This window comes from Acidovorax temperans (assembly GCF_006716905.1).
Lineage (GTDB): Bacteria > Pseudomonadota > Gammaproteobacteria > Burkholderiales > Burkholderiaceae_C > Acidovorax > Acidovorax temperans.
Map to the genome: position 1 here is coordinate 489,718 of NZ_VFPV01000002.1, position 24,912 is coordinate 514,629.

Here is a 24,912-nt window from a genome sequence, read left to right on the forward strand (position 1 = left end):
GGGGCCAGTGTCCCGCGGGGCCACCATATCCGTCCAATATATAATTGGGCCTCCATTGATACTTGCGCGGCATCAGGAATGATCGACCTCCGGCACTTCCGCTATTTCCAGGCCGTGGCCCAGGAGCTCCACTTCGGGCGGGCCGCGGCCCGCCTGTGCATCGTGCAGCCGGCGCTGTCGCGCCAGATCCAGCAGCTGGAAGGGGAAATCGGCACGCCCCTGCTGCGGCGAACGCAGCGGCGGGTGGAACTGCTCCCCGCCGGCCAGCTGTTCCTGGAGCGCAGCAACCTCATCCTCGAGGAGGTGGAACGCGCCGCGATCGACGCGCGGCGCACCGGCGCCGGCGAGTGCGGGCGCCTGTCCGTGGGCTTCATCCACTCCGCGACCTACGGGCTGCTGCCCTCCATCATCGAGCGCTTCCGCCACCTGTATCCGGACATCGAGCTGGAACTGCACGAGATGCCGATCACCGAGCAGCACGTGGCGCTGACGCGCGGCGTGATCGACGTCGGCGTGCTGCGGCCGCAGCCGGCGCCCTCCGAAGTCCAGGTGCAGGCGGTGCTGGAGGACCCGTTCCTGGTGGCGGTCCCGCACAAGCACCGGCTGGCGCGGCGCAAGGCCGTGCGCCTGAAGGAGCTCGAGGGCGAACCGATGGTGATGTTCCCGCGCCGCGGCAGCCCGCTGTTCCACTCGCGCATCGTGGCCATGTGCGAGCGCGCCGGCTTCACCCCGCGGGTGGTGCAGCAAGCCACCCAGATCCATACGGTGGCCGGGCTGGTCGGGGCCGGCATCGGGCTGGCGATCATCCCCGGGACGGCGCGCAACCTGCAGCCGCGGGGCGTTCACCTCCTCGAGATCGTCGACGCGCCCGAGCCGGTGCACGTGGCGCTGGGATGGCTGCGGTCCAAGGAAGACATGCCGGCGGTCCGCTCGTTCCGGCAGGTCACCTTGCTGGTCGCGCAGCAGCTCGGTGCGGGCCGGCGCGTGACGCGGGCGCCGCGCGAGGACTGCGGGTCAGTTGCGCGGGAAGCCGGCCGTTGAGGTTCGTGTAGGCGTTCGGGCAGGTGTCGACGGTGATCGAGCCGCCAGCGCTTGTCAGGGTCGTGAAGCGGGCCGGGTTGGGAGATGCCATCAGCGCCCACACGTCGACAACATCTCCAGCGTCAGACGTCGCTGGTTGCGCTGGCGGCGCAGGAAGGCGGGAATCAAAGTGTCCATGGGCGAAGCGTAGCGCAGCCATGGGACAATCGCTCATACGATCGTGTGAATTCGTGCCCTTCGAGGTCCTGATTCTTGGATTTCAAGGGCTTCAAGCATTCCTGAGTAGTAGTACTCGCTCTGCTTCGCGGCGGCTGACCAGTCCGGGCAAAATCTTGCCCGCACCGCGAACCCACCGTCGCAACTCGTGTGCGGCAGCAGCCCAATCCCGCTGATTGATTCTTCGCCGCAAGGTCGAAGTCTGCAGCCGCCCGGCACCGAGGTTGAATGTGAAGTCCACGATGGCTGCGAGCCGCCCCTCTGACTCAGTGGCCAACACAGGGCAGTAGCGCAGCGTCGCCGCCAGTGCCGTCTGTAAATCGCGCGCCAGATAAACCTCGGCTTCGACCTCCGTAATCGGTGGGTGTTTCGGGTCACACAGATGGCCGTAGCCAATCGTCCAGTAGCCTGCCGGGCAGACGTAGGGATACGCCCGGCCAGGATCGTTCTTCGGCACGCGGTGGAAGCCCTCGAAGCGCTTGGCCAGATCGATGGCCGCCTGCGGAACCGCGATCACGGCCGCACCCGGTCGAACACCCGCCCGAGGAACCAGAAGTTGAGCACCCCAGCCCACAGCGCCTGATCTGCCTCCGTCCAGGCGTGCAGGACGGCAGCGCCCCAGCCAGCGCCACCTGTCAAGGCGGCTGCGACTGTTGCCGTCTTGGCCGCGCAGTAAAGCGCCATGAACCAGTAGGTGATCACCGGTCGCACGCTGACCGACAAGGCATCTGCCCAGCGCACCCCAGTTTTCTCGCCCTGGGTACGAACGGCTTCGCGCAGGGTTTCGATGGCCCCGACGTTCCACGCGGCATCGGCACCCGCGCCGATTTCCGACATTCGCTGCACGCCACGCAGCTTCTCGAACTTCAGCGCCTTGTCCTGCATTGCCAGTTCGCGACCTCGTTCACCTTTGCGGTCGAGCCACTTGAGGAGTTCGGGTGCCAGACGGAAGGCCCCGCCGAGGAGCCCACCAAGCAGTGTCTCGATCATTGGGGACCTCCCATCAGCTTGAGCTTGATGGCGGCACCGACTAGCTACCAAAAGGAGGCCCCCCGGCTCTGCCGGGGAGGCAGTAGAAGTTTGACTTTTCAGGAGGTTGTCCACCGTAGAGACTTTCAATCGTGAGCCGCCAAGCAAACGAAAGGAAGAAACACGATGGACAAGTATGAAAGTTTGAGTCACACGGCCTGGGATTGCAAATATCACGTGGTCTTCATCCCCAAGTGTCGAAGGCGAACGCTGTACAAGCAGCTACGCGAACACCTGGGTGAGGTATTCAGAAAGTTGGCCGCGCAAAAGGAATGCAGGGTTGAAGAGGGGCATCTGATGCCCGATCACGTGCACATGATGCTGTCGATCCCACCGAAGTACTCGGTGTCGCAGGTGGTGGGCTTTATCAAAGGCAAGAGCGCAATCCACCTTGCGCGGGTGTACGGAGAGCGAAAGCGCAACTTCGTGGGTCAGCACTTCTGGGCGCGAGGGTACTTCGTCTCGACGGTGGGACGCGACGAAGCGGTGATACGGGAGTACATCCGAAACCAGGAGAAGGAAGACGAGAGGTTGGACCAACTCGGTCTATGGAGGTGAGTAGCCACCGATAGGTGGCCCCAAGAATGAGGGGCCGCGTTAGCGACCCCTTACAGCCGCTTTGAGCGGCTCACATCCCGAATGCCCCCGGCTTTGCCGGGGGATGGTTACCAGCGCGGCCAGCAAGCCAGTGGTGATGACCTTAATGGTCGTTTGCCAAGCCGTATGGCGCGCTTCACGCCAAGCTTCGAGCAGATCACGAAGTTCGCGGATGTCGCGCGCAGCGTGGCCGTTTTCCAGGCCGAGGTGGGCCAGGCAACGCTCTGCACCGCGTTCGGCGGCGCGGTCGAGCAGATCGTCAAAGTCCTCGTGGCGCAGCAGGAGCATGTTTTCCACGAGGGCGGCGGGTTGTTGTTCGGGTTCGGTCATTGCAGGTCTCCAGTTCAACGAAGTTGCGGCGAAGCCAAATGCGAACCCCGCCTGATGCACGTGGCACCAAGGCGGGTTCAGGGGTGATCAGGAAGATGGGTTTCAGATTTCGATGATTTCCAGCGTCAGGCTGGGTGCGCCGCCTTCGATGACGTCATCACGCACGAATACCTTCTGGCCGATGCCAGCGCTGCCGCGTGCGCGGATTAAGCCGCCGCCGGGCAAGGCGACGGTCACGACGCCGGAGCCGACGCCCACCACCGTGCCCGCCTGCAATGGCGGATCAGGGATGAGTTGGCGGAACTGCTCGTAGAGGTTATGCATGGCTCTGCACCCCCAAGGTCTGCCAGACCTCCGGCATTCCTGCCTCGACTTGCGTCGAGCGCACGATGCCCAGCCTCGTCACGCTGCCGTCCTGGTACTCGACGAACGCACCCGGCTCGATGATCCCCGTTTCGGCCAGCACCGGCAGGCGCAGGCTCACCTCGATCTGTTGCCTGGTATCGGCTAGAACCGAGATGCCTCGCTGCCGCGCCGCAGTGGCTTCGGTGATCAGCGCATCGACCACCATCGGGGCCAGCACATCCCCGGCAGTCCCAGCCCGGCTCACCTGCCCAAGCACACCGACATCTTGGCCGGACACGAACACGCGGTTGTAGCCGGGCTTCTCTACCCAGCGCAGCGACTCGCGGGCCACCGCATCGACGGGCAGCACGAAGTCTCGCGTGACGGTGTTCCACTCCCACGGCGCGACCGGATACCGGTGGCGCACGCGGATGCTCTGGTCGGACGGGTGCGGGATCAGGTAACCCCCGGCGGCACTGGCAATGGCGACCAGGGCTTCCATCCACGTGCCCTGCTGGGTGAACACCCCGGCAGGGACGTTCCAGTCGGTCAGGCCCCAATCGATGCTCCAACCCAACGGGATGCCGTTGAGCTGGGCCAAGTTCCAGGGAATCAGCGAGTTTTTACACAGCCTCGGCTGAGAGCCGACGCTGAGCCTCGGACGCTGAGCGGCTACTTCGATCGACAACTGTCGTCGGCTGTAGGGCCGGCCCTTTGCCGTTATTGAGCTGGAAATGAAGCATCAGCAGGCCGATCAGCGTCTTCCCCTGCCCCGTATAGAGCTTGACGATCACGTCTTTCTGCTCGCGATGGCTTGCAAACCGATCCTTGAGCGCTGCGCCCTTGGCGGGCCGCAGCGGTCCCTTTCCGTGCGCACGACTCAAGCTGTCAACAGCTCGACCGGATCAGTCGGGCGTTCAGCTTTTTGCCGGCCAGTCGCTTCTTGAAGTCAACCAACTCTGTCTCCCACTTTGGTTCTGTGCCCGCGCGTCACTCAGTCGCTTCGACTTCCACTTCGACCTCGGTGTCCTCGATCTCGGCTTCGGTCTGAGCCTGAAGTTCGGCGATCGCTGCGCGAAGCGGTTCGTAGATCGTGATTTCGCTGCCCAGGATCTCAAAGGTCACCGCGAGTACATAGCGCGCCGTCGAGTCCGGGTCATAACTCCAACCCTGATGGCCGACCACGGCGATGCAGAAGTGGTCGGGAAGGCTATTCGAGCGGACAACCGCCCAGTCCTTCTGCACCGTCCCGCTGTTGCGCTTGAAGTCGTGAATCAGGCCGTCCTGTGGCTTGTCATGCAGCACCCAGGGTAGTGTGGTACCTGGCAGCGGCGCTTCGCCATTCGCTGCATCTTTCATGGCGCGCACTCGGAAATCATGCAGCCCCTCGCCCAGCCTGCTGGCTTTCCAATCGACCCAGGTTGAGAGATACCGGCGCAGGTTGCGGCGCGTGCGCCGCGGCTGTGCAACGTAGGACAAGGTCACGTCAATGCGGATGTCGAAGTCATCGGCCTGCTGACGCAGCTCGGCAGGGATGGGCACTTGATAGATGTGGCACTCCCCGGCGTGTATTCCGGTTTCCCCGCTCGTGATGAGCGTTGTTCGATGGTCGGTGTTGGTGGTGGCTCGTGCCGCATCCGGTACACCGAAACCCAAGCTACGGAAAGCAGCGGATGCCGAGGCGAATAGGGCCTGCTTTTCCGGTGGCGCCATGCCTGGCGGCGGATTGCGCAAACGTGTTAGCAGGTCTTCTGCCCAGGCCGGCCATTGTGCCGATTGCACGACGAGTGCGCGGTATAGCAGCGCCGGCTCAGCGGGCAAGGCACGCTGCACTTGGGCTGCAATGCGCGCGACCTTGGGTGCAGCATAAGAGGTGCCTGCAGTGTCACGGTCTGCTGCGGGCCCAGGACCATACAGGGTCGAGCGGATGAGATTGGGGCAAGCGGCAGGAATGACGCCGCCGGCCTGTAGGTCGGATGGTGCATTGCTTGAGCGTGCGGCATCGCCGCCATACTCAACAACCTCGGGCTTGATGACATTCCAGATGCCGGGGCCCGTCCGCGAGAATGCGGACGGACCTGCAGGCTGCGTGGCGAAGGAGCGCCATGCCCCTTGCTCTGCCGCGTCATAGGCGATTGAGCCAACGGTCAAAGCCTGTAGGCTTTGGCCCGGGTTAGCGATGCGAGCAGACCTTTCCGCCAGGTAAACCGGGTAATCGCGGCCGGCGGTCAGATGGTCGATGATGCCCAGGAATGGCGGCGTGCCTTGCAGCGGAAGGTTGCCGGCGCTTTGCACGATGAGCACATCCCGTTCATTGCACAACTGGTCAATCTCCGCCGCCCACGACGACATGTAGCGCGTGCGGCAGTAGCTGCGCGCGTTGATCGAATGGTTGAAGATGCGGGTCTGGCGCGGGCTGTCGTTGAAGCGTTCGACAGCCTTGCGCAGCGCCTCGGGCGGGAACAATTCGACGGGCATCGCGTTCTGGGCGTTGAGCACGCGGGCGTTTTGAATCCAGAACGGCAATTGCGGTGCACCGTCAGATGGAACAGCTTCGCCATAAAGTACTGCGCCGGCTACGCGCGTGCCGTGGCCACCTGGTGCAACTTCATCGGCGACCGCCGTCGCGGCTTGGCCCGGCAGGAAGCAATGCGAGGTGATTTGGTCGATGCCCGGCTGGAGCATGACGTGCGCTTCTTGGATACCGCTGTCGATGACGCAGACGGTGGGCGCATCAGCGGCGGGTGCGACCGGCGCGACGGCGGTTGCCGCTTGCACGCCTTGCTGGCCCAAGTGCTGGGGCAGCGCAATGTCTTCCGGTTCGACGACTTCGAAGATGTAGGGATAGTTCAGGACGAAATCCTTCAGTCCCTTCCCCGAGATTTTCAGCCGAACCGTAAAGCTGTCTGGCAAGACGCCCGCGTCGAAGTCGGCGCTATCCCGCATGTGCAGGATTTCGGCTTGGTAGAACTCTGTGAACTTCCGGATGGAAGTCTCGCGTTCGATCTTGATGTCGTCCCACTCGTTGTACGCACTGGCCCGCCGCTCAGACCATTCGTACTCCTTGGCCGCCCACTGGGCGTCAGTCGCGCGCTTGCCGCGCACCGGGCGCGGCGGAATTTCCTGCGTGCCGACACAAGCGATGCCAACGTCAACGATGTAGTGCTGGTCTTCGTCAATGTAGCCCCACGAAGCCATCAGTTGATCGGAAAGGATGCGGCCCAGCCGGTCTGTCTGGTTGGGATCGTCGAACAGCGCGTGGACATTGGCGATGGTCGCCGAGCCGTGCACGGTGACGGCAAATCCCTGGGCCATGTTGCGGAACGCCGTCAGCTGAATGTCATCAGACGCCACGATCACATAGCCGTCTTCTTGCTCCGCCACGATCTCGAATTCGAACTTGGCGCGCAGCGCGTCTAGGTCGAGGCCGGTGTCGATCTGCAGCAGGATGGGAATGCCCGCCGGGACGTCTGGCAAGGCCAGGCCTGCCGCCTGGCGCTGCGCCTTACGGGCCTGCCAGTTCTGACTGAGCGTCTGCGCCGCGGTGTCCAGGGCGACGCTGTGCGCTTGGCGTTGCGCTCCCTTATTGGCGAGCGTTTGCGGCGACGGATCGCCGCCTCCGCGCAGGCGCGCTTTACCTTGAAAGCGCAACAGCAGTGGCAGGTGTTCAAAGTTGTGCGCACCTGGCATGGCTTAGGCTTTCTGTGCTGCGTCGTGCCGCTGAAGCTCGTCGATAGCCTTAATCAGCTTGTCTTGCGACAGGGATGGGCGGCCGGCCAGCACGGCAGCTTTGGCGGCGTCCTGGGCAGCCTTCACGACCATTGCGGCCGACGATCCTTCGAGTTTGGTAACCAGAGCATCCCAGTCGATAGGTTTGTCCATCCGCACGCTGGAGAGCGTCAACTTCAGCAATTTCTCGATCTCTGCTTTTCCAGGCAACGGGATGGCGAAGACATCGTCAAAGCGTCTGAACAGCGCCGGGTCCAATGCGGACTCCAGATTCGTTGTCGCGACCAGTAGGCCCGGCGCGTCGTACTCCTCCATCAGTTGCAGCAAGGAGTTGACGATGCGAGAGACTTCGCCAATGTCTTTGGAGGCCGTGCGTGACCGAGCAATAAAGTCGCATTCGTCGAGCAGCAGCACACAGGGCTTCTCGCGGGCACTGCTGAAGATGGATCGCAGGTTCTGTGCTGACTCGCCGAAAAAGGACGAAATCAGCACATCGAAGCGCACTTTCATCAGCGGCAAGCCAGTATTCCAAGCCAATCGCTTAGCGCCCAGCGATTTGCCGCAGCCCGGTGGCCCGTAAAGCAACACAGTCTTACGGGGCTTGAGCCCGAAGGTACGCAGCCGGTCGCGCGCTGCGTACTCAGCTTCGATGCGCCCGAAGCGCTGCTCGACCGCTTCGGGCAGCACCATGTGGTGTTCCAGCTGGTCGTGCGGGATGAGTGTGGCCAGAGACTCCCCGTGACGCCGGCTCATGGGGAGCTCTTTGAGCGAACGCTCAATGTCAGCCGACGGAGTCGGCGACGGCAGCGCACGTTTCGTCTTAGGCTGCTTGAGGATGGCTTCAAGCTGCTCAGCCAGTCTGACGTGGCCTGTTTTGCGTTCTGCTTCGACGATCTTGCCGGCAAGCCGGTCCAAGTCGGATTGCGAACCATCGGCAATGGCTCGTACTACTCTTTTCAGAATATCGGCGTTCATGCGATATCACCTTTACTTGCGAGCCGTCGGACGAGTGATAGCACGCAGACAGACTGGATTCGATTGCTAAAGCCCGGTCTGCAAACTTGCGCCCGGATCGAGTGTTGCAGGAGCATTGCGGTCATGCGACGACCTCCAAGCCGCGCTTCTGAACGAGGTGCAGTAGCTTCAGCGCAGTGCCCGCAGGCTTCTTCTGCCCGATCTCCCACTTCTGAACGGTCGAGAGACTTGTGTTCAGCAAGCGCGCGAAAACCGCCTGGCTAACATGCGCGCTTTCGCGGATGCGTTTGATTTCAGCCGGCTCCAACGGCTCGACCGGAGGCAGCCAAAGCGGGTCGATTTCGCGCAGCGTGACTCGATCCATCACACCTGCTTTCCGATGGTCTTTGGCGGTGTCGCGCACGGCTTCAATGATGGGTGACCTCGTCTTGCTCATCGCAATCCACCTCCGCCAGCTTCCGTCAACGAAACCGGTATCTTATATCACCTGGTGCTACAGACTCTCAAGCTGGAGTTCTTCAGTAAGGGGCACTGCTCCCAGCGGCCGGTTGCGGTCCGACAGCGGTACTCCGGCCGGCGGGCTCAAATGGCTTCTTACGCTGCAGAACAGACCTACGCGTGACGGCTTCAGGCTGGGAGCAGTCGTTCAGCCGCAGGTAGAGTTTCGACCGCTCAGAACGAAAGCGGTCGTTAGATCGCGGAGGCCTCGCGCTACGCTCGCGGCCTCAAGTAGAGGACACGAACAGGGGCGTAGGCTTTCCAAAGCGGGCGGATATTCCAACCTACTCAAAAGCAGAACCCCTCTACGACCATCCCTATTTGCTCGAAGTGGCTCAAGTAGCCTGAGCAAAAAAGTTTGCACTACTTACCCCAACGGCTCAGGTCATCGTGGTTGGCAATTTCCTTATGTACCTTTTTTGGGATGTGAGGCATCTCCGCCGAAAGGGTGTCGAGTCGTTCCCGGATTGGGGTCAAATCGTCGAGAGTTGCTGTCGCCCCCATCGTCATTTGCTCGAGTTGGCGGCCTACGGCGTTGTACCTCGCGCCTGCAATTCTGTGACGCTCGGCCCTATCCTGGAGTCCCATATTCGTGGCCAGGACGGCAAGCACCGCGGAGACGACGCTGAGGAGGCCAGTTCCCATCTTCACCCATAACTCAGGCTGTCCCTGGAGCGTCACAAAGACAGTCGTTCCCACGATCGCTGATAGAGCTGCAGCGCAATTGGACAACCAACGATGGCGAGAGGACAAACGCTCCGCCATCTTGTAGTGGCCAACCGCTACCGCAGAGCAGCGCCGATACCACTCGTCCGGAATGTTCGCTGGCGTTCCAAGTGCTCGCTGATGTTCAGTCACTGCTGTCTCCCCAAAATGCCGATTGATTTGATTTTGCAGTCAGTAATGTTGGCGCCGAATGAGTCTTGACAGTCAATTTTCGGTCGGCGGCAATAGTCAAATTGCCCAGTTGTAACTCACACCTACTTTGGCTTTCGATGGAGACTGACTTTGGCCAGCACTTTTCGGGCTCTGGAGGCGACCAGAAATTAGCTGGCCATGAATCCACGAACCAGCTAAGTAACAACAAGCATGCTCAGCACCGAGCCCTCCGGAAGCCGGATCGACTGCGACCAGACTTCCATTCGATAGACGCCTGGGCCACTGAGCCAGCGCGAAGCACTCTCTCTTAGGACGGCCTAGCCCCTTGACTGTCCCAAAAGCCATATCGAACGCGACTGTGTCCTGATGGAGTTCGTTGAGGATGTAGAAATCGGCTGAAAAATCTCGACTGCGCCCGGACCACTTCAACCTCCGCTGATCATGGCAGGTGATCGCGATCGGTGCTTTGGTGCGTTGGAGCAACTTCAGGGCTGATGCAGTCAGACTAGCCTGAAAATCCGCGCCCATTGCGCTCGCAAGATCAAGGCTGGGTTTACGTTCAGCGACCCATGGCCAGACCAGATAGTCCGGAAGGATCAGCTGACTGGCAAAGCTATTGGCGTCGGCCTCAATAGACTTGGCTTCAGCATTTTGCGGACCAATGTCCGTGCTGGAGCACTTGAATAATGCCCGCTGGGCATCCTGCATCCAGTGGGCCAGCTCATGCCCTAGCGAGAATCGCCTTCGTCCGAGGTTGTCGTCCATCGCGACGCTGATGACGGCATGATCACCCGCAGCAACCAAACGTGCCGCGCAACCGTCGAGCTTTCTGTATATGACGTGAGCACCACTGGCGCCAGCAATAGCCTCCAGATCAATGTGCTCGGGCTTCCTGACACCATGCCCCCAGAGCAAGCGCTCAGGGCGGCTGAGCCGATCGACATCAACGGCCATCATCGGCGTCGGGGATCTTGCCCATGAGCACAAGATCGTCATAGAGTGTTTCTAGATCGGCATCGCTTTGGCGGGTTCCTTCTCGGAATGCAGTAGCCAGTTGTGGCTCGACCGCGGAGGCCTGCGCGATGCGTTCTTTGATTCGATTCAGCGCAGGTCTTCGCGACGTCTTAGGAGTCGCTCGGACCTGCATAGCAGCCTTTGCGGCCGCAGCTTGTTGGCGAAGGCAGGATGCCAGAACGTCGTCGAGACTTACAGCAATACTGGCTGCCAGCTGATCGGGATCAATGCCCTCAGCGGCGAGCTCGGCCCGAATGTCTTCGTCAGGCGTGGCTTCGAGGTCTTTGAGTGCCAGAGCTCGAACTGCGGCGAGCGTGTTCTGAGATTCATTGGTCATCGCTGTCTCCGTCCTGGCATCAATTTGTCCACCTGTCTCCTCAATCTCCGCCGTGCCGTGTCATAGGTCTTTTGATCAAGATTGAACAAGGCAAGTACCTCCGCTACTGGCATGTCAGCCTTCTCGCCCTCGATGACCGCAAGTACTTCTTGATCATCTTTGAAATGGGCTTCAATGAGTTGCGCGTCCGCCCGAGCCCGCTGCTGCCTATCAGCCGCGTCCTCCACCTCAATCGCTTGCTCCACGACATCAGTGTTCCAGCCACCAGCCCGGTAAATTACCGTGTCAACGTCCCTGGCCTCGCCCGCAATGGCTTCCAATCGGTCGGTCTGAGTTTGACCAAGCGACTCCCGAGAGGAATCGGCGATGCTGTCCATGCAGCCAGACAGAAATGCTGGGAGCGAAACCCTGTCAATGGGCCAAGGACGTCCACGTTCACCGTCCTGTTTGTCCCCGCTTGCTGCAATGACGGCGCGCTTCACTGCTTCATTGAGCAACTCCTTGGGATCCGTGTACTCGGTACCCCAGACAAGCAGCCTAGCTCTTGCGAACAGACGTAAGTGCTCGGCAGAAGTCAGCATCATCAGCGCGCGGGATAACTCCTCAACACTGGCATATCGTTCTGAAGGCGATTTCGATGGCACTGCGGAAACCGGGCACTATTGAACACCCAATCCACTTCGACCTGAACACCCAATCCGGTTCATCCTGGACACCGACACCGATCCGCCGTGAACGCCGTGCCACTGCTCATGATCAACGGACCGGCATCATGGCCAAGGTTTGTGCATCGTGAACACTGGTCCGGTATCAAGATCAAGGCACCGGCGTCGTAAACAGGGACGCGCGGCCTGAACACTAGTTCTGGGCGAGATGCGTATTCCGGTTCCCTTGAACACTCGGACCGACCACGTGGGCACCCAAGCCATTGATCATGAATGGCAATGATTCTCTGAAGATCGTGGGCTAACCTGTGGCAACAGCTCTCGCCGTTCCAAAGCCTCTCTCAGAGCAAAAGCGAAGAGGCAGCACATGCGTTGTGGAGAGTTCTGATCCGCCCATCCCACTGGACGCAGCACTGCCCACCGAATCACATGGCAAGCAGCCAACCAGCCATAGCGGCAAGTGCCACGACCAGCACTGGTGACTGTCGGCCATAGACCAGCAGACCAAACGCCGCCAGCGCCAGTCCGAAATCTGCCCGTGAATGGATGGCACTGGTCCACACGGGGTCGTAGAGCGCTGCTGCGAGCACGCCGACCACGGCTGCGTTCACCCCAGCCATTGCACGCTGAATGCCATCGCGTTGGCGCAGCGGCTCCCAAAATGGCAGGGCGCCGACCACCAAGAGGAATGCAGGAACGAAGATGGTGAGCAATAGCACCAACCCACCCATCCATCCGCTCAGTTCACCAGTCATCACCGCCCCCAGGTAGGCGGCGAAGGTAAACAGTGGCCCAGGCACAGCCTGAGCGGCTCCATACCCGGCCAGGAATGCGTCATTGGTCACAAGCCCACTGGGCACTACACCGGCCTGCAGCAGCGGAAGCACCACATGCCCGCCTCCAAAAACCAGCGCGCCGGATTGGTAAAACGAAGAAATGACGGACAACGTCGGCGAACCTGCTGTCGATGCCAGCACTGGCAATACGACAAGCAGTATTCCAAAAAGGATCAGCAGAGCCGCCCCCACCTTTTTGCTGACGCCATAGGGTCGGTGTTCGGCAGCGGGCAGATGTCCCAGTTGCACAGCCCATCGCCCCACCAGGCCTCCAGCCACAATGGCACCGATCTGGCCCATTGCGGATGGAATTGCAAGCACCACCAAAGCCGCTACGATGGCGATGCCTGCCCTCAGTCGATCCGGGCAAAGGTTCTTGGCCATACCCCAGACGGCCTGCGCGACGATGGCAACGGCCACCACCTTGAGCCCGTGAACCGCACCTGACTGGGCCAGCGCAGCCCATTGGGTGACGCCGAACGCAAACAGGATGAGCGCAATCGCGGACGGAAGGGTGAACCCCATCCACGCACACAGCGCTCCCCACCAACCAGCACGTCCCAATCCCAGAGCGATGCCCACCTGGCTGCTTGCAGGCCCCGGCAGAAACTGGCACAGCGCCACCAGGTCGGAATAGCTCTTGTCATCCAGCCATTTCCTACGCTCCACAAATTCGGTGCGGAAGTAGCCTAGATGTGCCACAGGCCCACCGAAGGACGTCAGGCCCAGCTTCAAGAAGGCGAGAAACACCTCAAGGCTGGAGCCTTGCTGCGCGATATCGTTGGTTGGGTCAGCGCTATTTGGGGTGTCGAGTGGCATGGGTTGGTTTCTCGGGTAGTGCTTCACTGAGTAGTTCTGCAAGACGCGGCTGCACAGCCTTCAACGCTCGCTTGCCGCTTGCAGTTGCGGTGTAGTACCTGCGCACTTTTCCTTTGACCACCTCGGACTCGCTGACCAAGAGGCCTTCCTCTTCCAGACGGTGAAGCAAAGGGTAGAGCGTTCCTGGACTGAGCTTGTAGCCATGCCGGGCCAGTTCTTCAGCCATGCCTGAGCCGTAAATTCGCTCAGAGACGGCGTGATGAAGAATGTGCACGCGCACGAACGCGAGAAGAATATCACGGATGGTATCGGGCATCGTTATCGGCTTTCGATAATACAGTTGGCTTATATCTTCAGGATGATTCTGTAGTTTGTGTTCGAGAGGTTTGGCCGCATGCTCCCTGCCATAGCCTATCCCGTTGTCAACTTCACTTGGTGCCTGTCTGGCTTTTTGGCGAAAGTGCCACCCGGCGCTTGATTGAGGGCAGCAGCGCACACGCCGAAAGCGAACCCATAGCCCAGGAGGCCTATTGATCCCTCACTGCGACTGTATTACTTCCAACTTTTTGATAGAGGCCTCGGAGCGCTGCCTTTTGAAGCGCTCCAGTGAAACAAACTCACCTAAAGGCGACCCAAATGATCATGAAAAAGAACTTCTCCCAACTGATAGCAGCCACCACAATCGTGATGGCATCCCTGGCAAGTGCGCCTGCTGCCATGGCCCATGGTGCCGCCGCCCCTGTCCATGGCGGAGTCGTGCAAACCGCTGCCGATTTGTCGTTTGAGTTAGTCGCATCTTCCGACGGCGCGAATATCTACATCCAAGACCACGGCAAAGATGCGGATGCCTCACGGTTCGAGGGCAAGCTGACAGTGCTCAACGGTGCGGATAAGTTAGAAGCGACCCTGAAGCCGGCAGGGGCGAACAAACTGGAGGCCAAGGGAGTCACCTTGTCCAAAGGGGCGAAGGCAGTCGCGGTGCTGACCACCAATGGCAAGAAGAGCATCACGGTGCGGTTCACCGTCAAATAAGGCATCCATGGCGAGCGAATCTCTGTCCCTGCCAGCTTTGCGAGGCGGCCTGCTGGCCTTACTGGCTGCGGCCTTGTTCGGCATCAGTACCCCCATGGTCCAGCGGCTGGGTGCAGGGCTGGGGGCGTTCACGACGGCCGCCCTGCTGTACGCTGGGGCGGCTGTCGTCGGTGCCTTGTCCCTGCGGACTGCCGCCCACGAGGCAAGGTTGCAGAGATCCGATGCCTGGCGCCTCATAGCTATGGCGGGGTTCGGTGCCGCTCTGGGCCCTGTCGCCCTATCTTGGGGCCTGCAACACACGAGCGGCACCAGCGCGTCTCTCATGCTCACCTTGGAAGCTCTGTTCACCGCCACGCTGGCATGGTGGCTGTATAGCGAAACCATGGACCGCCGCGTGTGGGCCGCCATGCTTCTGTTGCTGGCGGGCGGCATGGCCTTGGTCATGGACCAGGGCCTGCAGGGCGGCACGCAGTTGCTCGGTCTACTGGCCGTGCTGCTGGCGACGGTGGCCTGGGGCGTGGACAACACCTTGTCCCGGGGACTGGCTGAACGCGATCCCAGCCAGGTCGTGATGGCCAAGGCGTCGTTGGGGGCCGCTGCGACAGCCTGTCTTGCCATGTTGTGGGGAGAGCCATTGCCCTCCCTGACCGCTGCTCTAGGGCTCTTTGCCGTGGGGGCCACAGGGTATGGCTTGAGTCTTCGGATCTACCTTCTCGCGCAGCGGGCTTTTGGGGCGGCGCGGACTGGCTCCATGTTCGCCTTTGCACCTTTCATAGGTGCGGCTGTAGCGTTCGGCTTCGGTGAACGGTCTGCGGGGTGGCTGATGCTGCTCGGTGGTCTTCTGATGCTGGCGGGGGTGCTGCTGCATTTGGCAGAAAGCCACGGGCATGAACATGCGCATGAGCCGATGGAGCATGAGCATGCGCACCGCCACGACGATGGGCACCATACGCACTCGCATGACGTGATGCCCACAGGGAGCCATAGCCATGTGCACTCCCACGAACCAGTCACCCACGCCCATCCCCACGCGCCGGATATCCACCACCAGCACAGACATTGATCCGATCAGATGTCCCAAGACTGTCGAATGGAACTTTGATGATGAAGAAAACGATGCTTTCGCTGGTTGCGGCGTTGGCATTCCTGATGATTTCGGGCTGCAGCACGCCTGTCTACGAGAATCGGTTCGCTTGGAACGAAGGCTGGAGAGTAGGCAAAGTGACCAAGGTGATCCCCGCAGATGAATTCTTTAAGATGGGTGGCTCTCGCTGCAGACAAATGGACCTCGGTCCCACTGACCAAGTTGCGGTCATCCGATGGCGGCAAGTCACCCGAACCCGTGGTCACTTCGCCAAAGTGGACCCGGGCTCCGGCATGTCTGTGGGCGACGAGGTCTACTTCAATGCCTGGGACTGCGAGCAACCGAAGATGGTCCGCAAGATTCCCCATGAGCCTCAGACGGAGCGCACGCCGTAGAGGCTGACGTGACTCTTTACCGAGCCGGGGGAGCCATGTTCTTTCTGACTGTGCCTGCGTACACCACGCTCCCGGCATCCCGGTACTGCAGTTCTCCCCCCACACGAACCACGTCAAAGCAAACAGGGGACTCTTTGCTGACCTCGGGCAGCAGCAGGCACAGTTGGTTGTTCTGCGCGCTCCAGCGTCCGCTGCGCGTGCGGCCGTTCTCTGAACGCTCCAGGCGCCCATCCAGAAAGTAGTCATGCCCCCAATGGCGCCCGTCGGTGACATGGTGTCCGCCCACCGTGGCGCGAATCTGCGCCGTGGTCAGTTTGGTTTCAGGGGGCGCCGCGAAGGCGAAAGGCATCAGCATTCCGCACAGAAAATGCGCCCACAGTCCCCTTGTGAAGCGGCGAGGCCACCGCACAGCAGCCGCCTTCATGCCGCCATGCTCGGGGGCCAGTTATGGGTTTCTGCTTGGCACGACTGGCACCACGCATACAGCGCGTCGTACATCACCATGCCATGTCCGAGCATCTCGTGGTCGTTGCGAAAGGTCTTGGACAGACCGAGCGAGAGCGCGTAAAGCCCCGCAGACTGCGGCGCCAGGTCTAGCCTGGAGGTGTCTGCGCCCCGCACGATCACGGCCAGTTGCTGCAAGGCAGCATCAGTGAGGTCGTACTTCTTGAGAAAAGCGTCAAAGCTGCACAGATCCCCCTCATGGGTCATTTCCACGCCCGGCACGTCGTAGGGTATCGCTCCGGTCTCTTGGGCCACCTGAAGCACGGAGGTTGCAGGCACATAGAGAAATTCTGGCGCCTGGTCGATGAACCGGGCAATCAGCCATGGGCAGGCAATGCGGTCGATCTTGGGACGCTCACGAGTGACCCATTTCATGCAGCACCTCTTTGAGCTTCCAGAGGCAGGCCAGCGGCTCGCCAGGCCTCGATGCCGCCCGCGATGTAGCGTGCATCAAGACCGCGTGCGCGCAGCGCCAGGACAGTGGAGCGGCCAATGTCCTTGCCTCGCAGGCAGTACAGCAGCACCGGCTTCGATGCATCGAGCTCCTGGCTCCACTCGTGTACCCGCGATGGATCGCGCCAGGATGCCCCCGGAATGACCTGGCCGCTCTGCAAATAATCCTCCTCGCGGCGCACATCAAGCGTGCCCGGCGCACCGGCCAGCGCAGCGCCCGTCTCGATGCTAAACGTCAGGGCATCCGCCTCGACGGCCGCCCCGTAGCGCTTGTAGACCTTGTCCCACGGGATGTTGGCCATGAAGGCATCCACATAGGCGCCCGCCTTGGCACCGAAGTCCAGGTGGTAAGCATGCTCGTACATGTCCAGCGCCAGCACGGGCGTGGCGCCGGCCAAGAGGTGCGTGTGGTCGGCAGCCCAGTGGTTGATGAGGCGGCTTTCGCGGGAAGACCAGGAGAGCAGTGCCCATCCCGATCCACCGCCCATGGCCTTGGCCAACCCGGTGAATTGGCTGCGCCAAGCCTCGACGGAGCCAAAGTCCCGGGTGAACGCAATGGATAAGCCACAGGAAGGCAGCACGCCGTTGCCTCCTAGGTTGTCGAAATACAGCTCGTGCAGGAAGGCCGAGTTGGCGGCGATCAACTCCTCGCGCTTGAGACCGTTAATGGTGAAGGTGGCTGCGGCACTCCAGTCCAGCGCTGCGAGTTCGCTCCGTACGGCGTTCAGGCGCTTGACGGCACCCGCGTAGTTGTTTTCGTGGTGGCTGGTGATCAGGCGGCTCGACAGGCCAGAGAGTTGATCGGGGTTCAGCGTCAGCGGGCGGAGTTGGTAATTCATGATGTTCTCCATCAAATGGTCAGTGTCAGACGTGGGCAACCAGCGGATAGACGGCCAGGCCGATCAAGGCTGCGGCAAGCACCACCACAGGCTCGGGCAGCTTCTTGAACCGCCACAGAACCGCTGCGGTGGCGAAAAACAGTGCTGCAGTGGGTAGATCAACGATGGACCGCTGGCCCAATACGACTACGGCCCCTGCAATGGCACCGACGGCGGCGGCGGTGACGCCATCCACGAAAGCGACCACGCCGGGATGCTTGCCGTGCTTCTTAAAGTACGGCGCAGGGATCACTGTGAGCAGATAACAGGGCAGAAAAGTCGCTGCTGCCGCGACAACCGCGCCCCAGAAGCCGCTGGTCAGGAAGCCGATGAACCCGGTGGTGATAACGACCGGGCCTGGGGTGATCATGGCCACGGCCACGGCGTCCACGAACTGGCGGTCCGTGAGCCATGCGTACTCTTTGACCACTCCGCCGTAGAGGAACGGCACGATGGCCAAGCCGCTGCCAAAGACGAAGGCGCCCGCATAGGTGAAGTAGGCCGCGATCTGCCCCAGCTTGTGCCAGTCGAGGTTCTCCAGACTGAGGGCGCCTGCAATAGGTGCCGCCCACGCTATGCTGTGCAGTTGGCCGCCGGTTCGCTTCAACGGGCCGCGCACGGCCCATACCAACAAACCCGCGCCCAGGAATACCCAGATCACCTCGGACTGGGTGATGATGGTTACCCCCGCGCTGACCAGGTAGATGGCCCACAGCAGTCTGTCCTTGCCAACGCTCTTGGTTGTGAGCTTGTAGGCACTCAGGGCAATGATGCCGATGACGGAAGCTCCAACGCCATATAACACGGCTTGCATCCAGGAGATGCCGCCGTAGGCTTTGTAGGCTACACCCAGTGCAACCACCATCACAAAGGATGGCAGCACAAACGCCAGCCCAACCAGCGTGGCGCCCCACAAGCGGAAATGCACGTACCCGAGGTATATGGCCAACTGCGCCGCCAGAGGACCCGGCATGAGCTGTGCCAATGCCATGCCTTCCTTGTAATCGGCATCTGAAATCCAGCCGCGTTGCTCTACCAGATCGCGGTACATGTAGCCGACCAGTGCCACCGGGCCGCCAAAGCCCAGTGTGCCCAGGCGCAGCATGTAGAGCACCAGTTGCCACAGCGTGTAGCTTGGAACAGTTTCCGCGCCGTCATCGGGCGCGGCCGTTATTTTGAGATCGTTCATGTTCATTCCTGAGGTGGTGAGGTACTAAGGCTTACGAAGGGTCGAGAAATGGGCATGGAGCGAATCCAGCACCCCGCCCACGTCAGCCAACAGTGCGTCGTCGTCCGGCCAGCGCTTGCGTGCACCGGCCAGCACAGCCTCGAAGCCGCTGGCTTCGGGTGTGGCAGTGCCTCCCACGTCCAGGGCATGCACCATGGCCCCCAGGCGCTGGAGGCCGCGATCTCCGTCCAGGCCAAAGCTCGCCATCAGCACCTCAAACGTCACCCGGTCGCCAACGTGGGAGAAAGTCGCTCCGTCGAAATCGAAACCCAGCGCATCAGCAGGACAGTCGGCGGGCAAGTCCAGCCACACAAAGCGCGCAGCGGGGTCAATGAAGCGTTGGATGAGCCAAGCACTTGCCACGCGATCTACCCAGAGATGGCGGCGTGTTGCCCACAGGCGCCCCTGGTACTGCATGCGGTCACGCCGGGCAATGCGGCCCGCTGCGGCCTGGGGTTCGCCGGGTGACTGGATGGCTTCGACCGCGTTCGTGAAGTCCCGCCATTGGGCTTCGGCACGGATGGAGGATTCACCCGGAAAGAAGTCGATCTTGCGGATGGCCTCGTAGGTGCGCGCGTGCCGACGCTGAAGGCGCTGAAGCTCGGCGGCAGGCAGCGTGGAAATAAGCTGGCGCGCTTGCGCCAACTCTTCAAGCCATGGCGCGTAGTCGGCCGCTCGATCAAACAGCGCTTGGTAGGCTGCTTGCTCAGCCATGTCCTTCGCTTGAACACGCAGCAGCCAAGCTTGCCCGCCTTCTTGCAGGGCCTCGTCGGCCAGGGTTTGTAGCTGCGCAGCCTGCTCCGCCTGTGCGGGCAGCAGATAGGTGCCGTCGCGCAAGGCGGCACAGCCCTGTGCCTTGACGGCACGCCAGATCCGCATGCGCGCTGTGGCCGCCGCGGATGGGAGGCTGACGACGAAAGCCAGCCAAGTGTCAGAGGTGAGAGACATGACGGCAGCTTAGCGAGCCGTCACGAATGCTGCAACAATGTAGCGATCTCTACATAACCTCGAATGGATTGGCTGCTCGCTTCACTACTTGCGGGGTCAGCAGAATGGCCGCTTCTATGCACAAACTACGCATTCAGAGGCGGAACGGTAACGACCGCAAACGCTGCGGAGCCGACCTTGACGGTGTTTGGTCTGTTGAACAATCAAGGGTCTACAGGAGACTCACAGAATTGCGCTCCAACCACCAGCAAGCAAACTCGTGCAGATCCGCATGGTGTGAATCTGCCAGTGTCAGCACCTCTCCGGTATTTGGGCTTCCATTCGGATCGCGGACAACCAGCGCCTTGTGGATGTTGGGGCCGACACCGGCGAAATACGGCCCAAAGTCATCCACGAATGCCAGCGGTTTCAGTTCTCTCAGTGCCGCAGCCTTTGGACTCTCCAGGGGAGCATGCAGGCTGGTGGTGATGACCCTAGTGATCGGAAAGCCCAGCGAAAGCAGGTTCTGCTTGCGGGCTAGCGCGTGCCGGGCGTCGAGAGCGGTGATACAAACCAGTTCATAGCCGTTGTTCGCAAGGAGTTCGCAGGCTTTCAGAGCGCCGCCAACGGCAGGAATAGAACTCCAGAACACCTCATCGAAATGCGCTCGGAAATCTTCCAGCGCTCGCCCTGTCAACTGGGGCACACCCCATCGTTGCATGGGCCAATATGCGTAGGGATCGTGCTCGACCGGGACGGTCCCTGAATACTTCGCCCAGGCATTGGCATACGCTTTCGCGTAGTCCAACAAGACTCCGTCGGCGTCGAGTGCAATGGTTCTGGTATCGGACACTTTGATGGATCAACGATGGGAAATTTCGATAACTGTTAGGTTGTACCTATGCTGCAGCCCCCGAGCATTCGGCGCAACCCCCAGTCGGACGTTTCGCATCCGAACCGCTAATAGCGCAATGCACAGCGCCGGTTCCAGCGGAATCTGTCCTTCGAGCGTCGGAGCTGAAAAAACGCCATCGGTCGCCTACCCAATGACCTCAATGTGTCGCACGCCGTGCGCTTTCTCGAAGTGGACAGACCGCAATTGCTGTCAAAGGGGGCATCGATGTTGTTGCATGGACGGTCGCGATGAGTCGCAGCCAGTGTGTTCGACTGACCATCGGCATGCCGTCGCGAGATGACTTGTGGTCTGTATGTCAAGTGCTTACACAAGGGACCGTGGATCGCCCATTATTGAGTCGGCATCAACCAACTTGAACTCCTCCATGCTTGACGAAGTGCCTTGCAAGGCCTCGACAGGCTTAGCCTGAACGGTTGGTTTAAGTTCAAAGGTGCCTACTCAGAGCGGCTAACAAAACGGAAGAAGATTGCGAATGCAGATGACGCAGCAAGCCAGGGAAAGCAGGGCCACATGAACGTCGATGCGGCGCTCGAAGCGGGTGCGCAGCTTGCCAAAGGCAGCGAGCCAGGCATGGGTGCGCTCGACAACCCACCGATGGCGCCCGAGCCGGTCATTGCGCTCGATGCCTTTGCGGGCGATGCGATCCTGGATGCCTCGGCGCTTGAGGTGGGCACGGCCCCGAGGGTAGTCATAACCTTTGTCCGCATGCAGCTTCTCGGGCCAGCGGCGGCGCCTGCCGCGTTTGCCGCCCACCGCTGGCAATGCGTCAACCAGCTCATCGAACACCACCGAGTCATGGCGGTTGGCTCCGGTGACGCAAAAGATCAGCGGGATGCCCTGGCGGTCCGTGATGATGTGGCGCTTGCTGCCGAGTTTGCCCCGGTCCGTGGGGTTGGAGCCCGTATACGGGCCCCCCGGGGGCTGGGCACGCTGGCCCCATCCACGCTGGCGCGGCTGAAGTCAAGTTTGTCTGCACTGCGCAGTTCGTCCAGTAACGCCAGATGCAGACGGTGCCACACACCGGCGGCCTGCCAGTCACGCAGTCGTCTCCAGCAGGTCATGCCACTGCCAAAGCCCAGTTCCTGGGGCAGGTGCTCCCAAGGCGTGCCCGTGCGCAGCACGAACAGGAGGCCATTCAAGGCCAGCTCATCACTCAGTCGCGGCCTGCCGCCCTTGGGCGAGGGCTTCGCGGCCGGCAGCAACGGCTCAAGCCTTTTGTACAGCGCCGCGCTGATTTCTTTGTTCCTGTTTTTTCCCATGCCGTATCAAATGCACATCGGGCATTGGGCGATGACAGGCTTTTGTTAGCCGCTCTCAATAGTCAGCGGATTTTTTCTTTGCCGAAATGGCCTTGCCTTCTGTTGTTCGGCGGTCCGCATCAGTTTGCTTCACGGATACCCCGAGGTAACTCTCAAGGGCAAAGCGAACCACGTCAGACCGCGTAGGAATGACCTTCAGCGTCGATGCAAGCTCGATGCGCTTCTTGTCGATGAGCTCTTCCAACTCATCGCTCACCCTTATGTTTAGTTGATTTCGGCTCATGTGCTTCTCGGCTGATTCGGCATTCTAAGGGGTCAACAATCTTTATTGCTAGACGAGTTGACAATGTGTTTGTGCGACATACAATAAAGACGTCTATCAATAAAGCTGAATGACGAAGGAGAAATATGGAAACTGAACTACTAACCACAGAGGAACTTTCTGCCCGGATCAAGTACGACGTGCGGACTATTCGCGAGCGATTGAAGGACAGCGTCCTACTTGAGGGGATTCATTACTTTCGTCCCTTTGGTGGAAGAAAGATCCTCTACCGTTGGGAGGCCATTCAACGAGACATGATGCGGGTCTCAGTTGCGAGACCCACGGGGATGAGCGCCATCCCGATGGCCAATGGAGGTGTACTTCATGGGTAGTATCCGAAACTCAGACACCATGGGCACACTGTTCATGGACTTCAGATTTCAGGGACAGCGGTGTCGTGAATACACGGCATTGACCGACTCTCCAACCAACCGCAAGAAGCTGGAAAAAGTCCTCGCCAAGATCGAGTCCGAGATCAACGCGGGAACCTTCGTCTACGCCAACTACTTTCCCAACAGCAAAGCGCTCAAGCGCTTTGCACGGGCGAAACTTGAGAAGGCGGCTGCCACGGTGGTGACAGAGGCGAGTGCAGAGGCGGCAGAGAAGCCGACCGCGGAGCCGAAGGCGACCGGCCCCTTGTTCTGCGAATTCACGGCCCAGTGGTTCAAAGAACACGAGATCGAATGGCGCCGCAGCCACATCCGATCCTTGCGCTCCACCCTGGACGCCCGCCTGATCCCGCACTTCGGACAAAAGGTGGTCAGCAGCATCACCAAATCCGACATCCTTGCCTACCGCGCCACACTCGCCAAAGTAAAAGGTCGCGGAGACAAGGAAGGACTCTCACCCAAACGCATCAACGAGATCATTGGCACGTTGTGCCAGATCATGGACGAAGCCGCCGACCGCTTCGAGTTTACGACGCCCACGACCAACATCAAACGGCTGCGTGTGCGCAAGGTCGATGTGGATCCGTTCAGTCTGCAGGATGTGCAGAGCATCCTGGCCACCGTCCGCGCAGACTATCGCAACTACTTCACCGTGCGCTTCTTCACCGGCATGCGCACCGGCGAAGTCCATGGTCTCAAATGGCGCTACGTCGATTTCGAGCACCGCCTGATCCGGGTCCGGGAAACCTTCGTCCTTGGAGAGGATGAGTACACCAAGACCGACGGCAGCCAGCGGGACATCCAGATGAGCCAGCCGGTGGTCGAGGCTCTCACCAGGCAGTACGAGGTGACAGGCAAACTGTCCGACTACGTGTTCTGCAACCTGATGGGCGCGCCATTGGATAACAAGAACTTCACGGACCGCATCTGGTATCCCCTGCTGCGCCATCTGGGCATGACTGAACGCAGGCCTTACCAGATGCGCCACACCGCGGCCACCTTGTGGCTGGCTTCCGGTGAAGCGCCCGAATGGATCGCACGCCAGCTCGGCCACACCAGCACGGAGATGCTGTTCAAGGTCTACAGCCGCTACGTACCCAACCTCACACGCCAGGACGGATCGGCCATGGAGCGTCTGCTGGCCAGTCGCATGGCCACAGGGCAGGTCATCCGCATGGAAGAGGGCGGCGCAGACGCAGGGCTGCGCCCGGTGCATACGGACCTCTATGCCCCGGTGCTGCCAGCACCGCAAGCCGTACCCAAGCCACGCGGCGTGCACAAGCCCGCACAGGCCGGTGCATCCCTGCGTGGCAACACCAGCGGCGCCATGACCCGTCGTCCCACGGATATCGTGCTGCCGGCCGTCCATCACAAGGGCGAGCCCCAGGCCCCACCGGGTCCCTGGATGCGCACAGGACGCACGCACTCGCCCCGCGCCAGCGCGTAAGTCCGCTCATTCCTTCTTCCGCTCAACGGCTGCAAAAACCGGCAGTCTGGGCGGAGCCTTGCCCCCACATTCATATTCCCCAGGCACACCATGAACGCAAACACCTCTTCACTGTCTTCGCTGTGCACCGCTTCCCAGCCTGCAGTCCGCGCAGGCTCAGCACCCTCCGCAGTCGCCACCCGCCCGTCGGTGCGGTACACCTTGAGCCAGCTGCATCCGTCAGCAACCGAGATCGATCGCCGCCGCCTCGACATCCAGATGCGTATGCCGCAGGTCGCCATCGGCGCGCTTCACCAGTTCCTGCACGACCTCTTTGCCGATGACGATCTGGTCAAGGCCTACTTTCCGCATGTCGGTGCAACGTCTGCGGCAGGGCATGCGCCGACGATGCCGTTGGACTTGAGTGAGCGTGCCGCTGAGAGGGCAGGGACGCATTGGGGCTTGCTGCACCGCCACGAGCGCGAAGTGGCCGCTGTGGCGGCATTTGTGCAGTCCTGCGGCTATTACTGGTGCGCACGCCAGCAGGCGCTGGGTGGGCATCTGGTGCCGGTGGCTGTCTCGCCTCGCTCCTATCGCAGCCGGATCGCAGTGGCACAGCGTGAACTGTTGCAGGAGCCTCTGCGCCAATTGCGCCGCAGTCACCCGGAGCTCGGCAGCACCCTGGCCCAGGTCTTGGGCATGGACTGCGATGGCGATGTCGATCCCCAGCAGGTCGCCCGCATTCAGGCAGCGCTGGGTACTGCGCAGATGCAGGTGCATTGAGTGTGA

31 protein-coding genes are annotated in these 24,912 nt (G+C 61.0%); 8 read left to right on the plus strand and 23 right to left on the minus strand.

From position 1 onward, the window contains the following. The first annotated feature begins 78 nt into the window (after positions 1–78). Positions 79–1,041, plus strand: coding sequence for a LysR family transcriptional regulator (locus tag BDD18_RS10380; RefSeq protein WP_142083078.1), 963 nt, complete (start codon positions 79–81; stop codon positions 1,039–1,041). Between the two features lie 268 nt (positions 1,042–1,309). Here BDD18_RS10380 and BDD18_RS10390 read toward each other — a convergent pair whose 3' ends face one another. Both BDD18_RS10390 and BDD18_RS10395 read right to left on the minus strand, forming a co-directional pair. After that, positions 1,310–1,774: a lysozyme gene (locus BDD18_RS10390; RefSeq protein WP_142083080.1), complete on the minus strand. Its 465-nt coding sequence runs from the start codon at positions 1,772–1,774 to the stop codon at positions 1,310–1,312. After that, a complete protein-coding gene (locus BDD18_RS10395; RefSeq protein WP_142083082.1) occupies positions 1,771–2,247 on the minus strand; it encodes a hypothetical protein in 477 nt (158 codons plus the stop codon). The genes BDD18_RS10390 and BDD18_RS10395 overlap by 4 nt, the downstream gene beginning before the upstream one ends. A 165-nt stretch (positions 2,248–2,412) precedes the next feature. On the opposite strand from BDD18_RS10395, the gene tnpA reads away from it, so the two are divergent. Then, positions 2,413–2,844, plus strand: a complete 432-nt coding sequence (gene tnpA, locus BDD18_RS10400; protein ID WP_026437438.1) for an IS200/IS605 family transposase — start codon at positions 2,413–2,415, stop codon at positions 2,842–2,844. 39 nt (positions 2,845–2,883) lie between these two features. Here tnpA and BDD18_RS10405 read toward each other — a convergent pair whose 3' ends face one another. The 13 genes from BDD18_RS10405 to BDD18_RS10465 form a co-directional block, all read right to left on the minus strand. Beyond that, positions 2,884–3,213, minus strand: coding sequence for a DUF6127 family protein (locus BDD18_RS10405; protein WP_244939056.1), 330 nt, complete (start codon positions 3,211–3,213; stop codon positions 2,884–2,886). A 102-nt stretch (positions 3,214–3,315) separates the two neighbouring features. Continuing rightward, a complete protein-coding gene (locus BDD18_RS10410) occupies positions 3,316–3,537 on the minus strand; it encodes a hypothetical protein (RefSeq protein WP_142083083.1) in 222 nt (73 codons plus the stop codon). Beyond that, positions 3,530–4,159 (minus strand): hypothetical protein, encoded by a 630-nt coding sequence (locus tag BDD18_RS10415; protein WP_244939057.1) that lies wholly within the window; start codon positions 4,157–4,159, stop codon positions 3,530–3,532. Before BDD18_RS10415 ends, BDD18_RS10410 begins: the two co-directional genes overlap by 8 nt. A 22-nt stretch (positions 4,160–4,181) precedes the next feature. After that, positions 4,182–4,442: a hypothetical protein gene (locus tag BDD18_RS10420; protein ID WP_142083085.1), complete on the minus strand. Its 261-nt coding sequence runs from the start codon at positions 4,440–4,442 to the stop codon at positions 4,182–4,184. 106 nt (positions 4,443–4,548) lie between these two features. After that, on the minus strand, positions 4,549–7,248 hold the full coding sequence (locus BDD18_RS10425) for a S8 family peptidase (protein ID WP_211360741.1): 2,700 nt from the start codon (positions 7,246–7,248) through the stop codon (positions 4,549–4,551). A 3-nt stretch (positions 7,249–7,251) separates the two neighbouring features. Continuing rightward, positions 7,252–8,262, minus strand: coding sequence for an AAA family ATPase (locus BDD18_RS10430; RefSeq protein ID WP_142083086.1), 1,011 nt, complete (start codon positions 8,260–8,262; stop codon positions 7,252–7,254). 121 nt (positions 8,263–8,383) lie between these two features. Then, complete coding sequence (locus tag BDD18_RS10435) at positions 8,384–8,665, minus strand: helix-turn-helix domain-containing protein (protein WP_244939058.1); 282 nt, start codon at positions 8,663–8,665, stop codon at positions 8,384–8,386. Positions 8,666–9,123: 458 nt separating this feature from the next. Further along, positions 9,124–9,618: an SLATT domain-containing protein gene (locus BDD18_RS22915; RefSeq protein ID WP_142083089.1), complete on the minus strand. Its 495-nt coding sequence runs from the start codon at positions 9,616–9,618 to the stop codon at positions 9,124–9,126. A 96-nt stretch (positions 9,619–9,714) separates the two neighbouring features. Next, positions 9,715–10,596 (minus strand): ImmA/IrrE family metallo-endopeptidase, encoded by an 882-nt coding sequence (locus BDD18_RS10445; protein ID WP_244939059.1) that lies wholly within the window; start codon positions 10,594–10,596, stop codon positions 9,715–9,717. After that, entirely contained in the window at positions 10,583–10,990 is a 408-nt protein-coding gene (locus tag BDD18_RS10450) for a hypothetical protein (RefSeq protein WP_142083091.1), read from the minus strand. Before BDD18_RS10450 ends, BDD18_RS10445 begins: the two co-directional genes overlap by 14 nt. After that, entirely contained in the window at positions 10,987–11,574 is a 588-nt protein-coding gene (locus BDD18_RS10455) for a hypothetical protein (RefSeq protein ID WP_142083093.1), read from the minus strand. The genes BDD18_RS10450 and BDD18_RS10455 overlap by 4 nt, the downstream gene beginning before the upstream one ends. Before the next feature lie 506 nt (positions 11,575–12,080). Then, positions 12,081–13,310 carry a chromate efflux transporter gene (gene chrA / locus BDD18_RS10460; RefSeq protein ID WP_142083094.1) on the minus strand — a complete coding sequence of 410 codons (1,230 nt, stop codon included), beginning with the start codon at positions 13,308–13,310 and terminating at the stop codon, positions 12,081–12,083. Beyond that, positions 13,288–13,626 carry a PadR family transcriptional regulator gene (locus BDD18_RS10465; RefSeq protein ID WP_142083097.1) on the minus strand — a complete coding sequence of 113 codons (339 nt, stop codon included), beginning with the start codon at positions 13,624–13,626 and terminating at the stop codon, positions 13,288–13,290. The genes chrA and BDD18_RS10465 overlap by 23 nt, the downstream gene beginning before the upstream one ends. A gap of 320 nt (positions 13,627–13,946) precedes the next feature. Between BDD18_RS10465 and BDD18_RS10470 the strand changes: the two genes are divergently transcribed. Genes BDD18_RS10470 through BDD18_RS10480 form a run of 3 tightly spaced genes read left to right on the plus strand, consistent with a single transcriptional unit; the run spans position 13,947 to position 15,821 of the window. Further along, positions 13,947–14,342: a hypothetical protein gene (locus BDD18_RS10470; RefSeq protein WP_420837315.1), complete on the plus strand. Its 396-nt coding sequence runs from the start codon at positions 13,947–13,949 to the stop codon at positions 14,340–14,342. Positions 14,343–14,349: 7 nt separating this feature from the next. Beyond that, positions 14,350–15,405: a DMT family transporter gene (locus tag BDD18_RS10475; RefSeq protein WP_142083098.1), complete on the plus strand. Its 1,056-nt coding sequence runs from the start codon at positions 14,350–14,352 to the stop codon at positions 15,403–15,405. Positions 15,406–15,443: 38 nt separating this feature from the next. Continuing rightward, positions 15,444–15,821 carry a hypothetical protein gene (locus BDD18_RS10480; RefSeq protein ID WP_056642914.1) on the plus strand — a complete coding sequence of 126 codons (378 nt, stop codon included), beginning with the start codon at positions 15,444–15,446 and terminating at the stop codon, positions 15,819–15,821. Positions 15,822–15,837: 16 nt separating this feature from the next. Here BDD18_RS10480 and BDD18_RS10485 read toward each other — a convergent pair whose 3' ends face one another. The 8 genes from BDD18_RS10485 to BDD18_RS22265 form a co-directional block, all read right to left on the minus strand. Then, positions 15,838–16,170, minus strand: a complete 333-nt coding sequence (locus BDD18_RS10485; protein ID WP_235510639.1) for a hypothetical protein — start codon at positions 16,168–16,170, stop codon at positions 15,838–15,840. A 71-nt stretch (positions 16,171–16,241) separates the two neighbouring features. Then, positions 16,242–16,700, minus strand: coding sequence for a chromate resistance protein ChrB domain-containing protein (locus BDD18_RS10490; RefSeq protein WP_056642908.1), 459 nt, complete (start codon positions 16,698–16,700; stop codon positions 16,242–16,244). Further along, the gene (locus BDD18_RS10495) at positions 16,697–17,617 is read right to left on the minus strand and encodes a Fe-Mn family superoxide dismutase (protein ID WP_056642933.1); all 921 of its coding nucleotides are present in this window, start codon (positions 17,615–17,617) and stop codon (positions 16,697–16,699) included. Before BDD18_RS10495 ends, BDD18_RS10490 begins: the two co-directional genes overlap by 4 nt. Positions 17,618–17,642: 25 nt before the next feature. Next, the gene (locus BDD18_RS10500) at positions 17,643–18,845 is read right to left on the minus strand and encodes a chromate transporter (protein ID WP_142083100.1); all 1,203 of its coding nucleotides are present in this window, start codon (positions 18,843–18,845) and stop codon (positions 17,643–17,645) included. A gap of 24 nt (positions 18,846–18,869) precedes the next feature. Beyond that, positions 18,870–19,832 carry a chromate resistance protein ChrB domain-containing protein gene (locus tag BDD18_RS10505; RefSeq protein WP_142083102.1) on the minus strand — a complete coding sequence of 321 codons (963 nt, stop codon included), beginning with the start codon at positions 19,830–19,832 and terminating at the stop codon, positions 18,870–18,872. Between the two features lie 211 nt (positions 19,833–20,043). Next, positions 20,044–20,664 carry an HAD family hydrolase gene (locus BDD18_RS10510; protein ID WP_142083103.1) on the minus strand — a complete coding sequence of 207 codons (621 nt, stop codon included), beginning with the start codon at positions 20,662–20,664 and terminating at the stop codon, positions 20,044–20,046. Between the two features lie 510 nt (positions 20,665–21,174). Further along, positions 21,175–21,986 (minus strand): IS5 family transposase gene (locus BDD18_RS10515; protein ID WP_142083105.1). Its coding sequence is split into 2 segments (ribosomal slippage): positions 21,175–21,656 and positions 21,656–21,986, totalling 813 coding nucleotides; the frame shifts between segments, so codons are not numbered across the junction. 55 nt (positions 21,987–22,041) lie between these two features. Continuing rightward, positions 22,042–22,269, minus strand: coding sequence for a hypothetical protein (locus BDD18_RS22265; protein WP_210570618.1), 228 nt, complete (start codon positions 22,267–22,269; stop codon positions 22,042–22,044). Positions 22,270–22,394: 125 nt separating this feature from the next. Between BDD18_RS22265 and BDD18_RS22480 the strand changes: the two genes are divergently transcribed. The 3 genes from BDD18_RS22480 (at position 22,395) to BDD18_RS10535 (ending at position 24,906) form a co-directional block, all read left to right on the plus strand. Then, positions 22,395–22,640: a hypothetical protein gene (locus BDD18_RS22480; protein WP_142083107.1), complete on the plus strand. Its 246-nt coding sequence runs from the start codon at positions 22,395–22,397 to the stop codon at positions 22,638–22,640. Then, positions 22,633–24,144: an Arm DNA-binding domain-containing protein gene (locus tag BDD18_RS10530; protein ID WP_142083109.1), complete on the plus strand. Its 1,512-nt coding sequence runs from the start codon at positions 22,633–22,635 to the stop codon at positions 24,142–24,144. Before BDD18_RS22480 ends, BDD18_RS10530 begins: the two co-directional genes overlap by 8 nt. Positions 24,145–24,234: 90 nt before the next feature. Further along, complete coding sequence (locus BDD18_RS10535) at positions 24,235–24,906, plus strand: hypothetical protein (RefSeq protein WP_142083111.1); 672 nt, start codon at positions 24,235–24,237, stop codon at positions 24,904–24,906. The last annotated feature ends 6 nt before the right edge of the window (positions 24,907–24,912 follow it).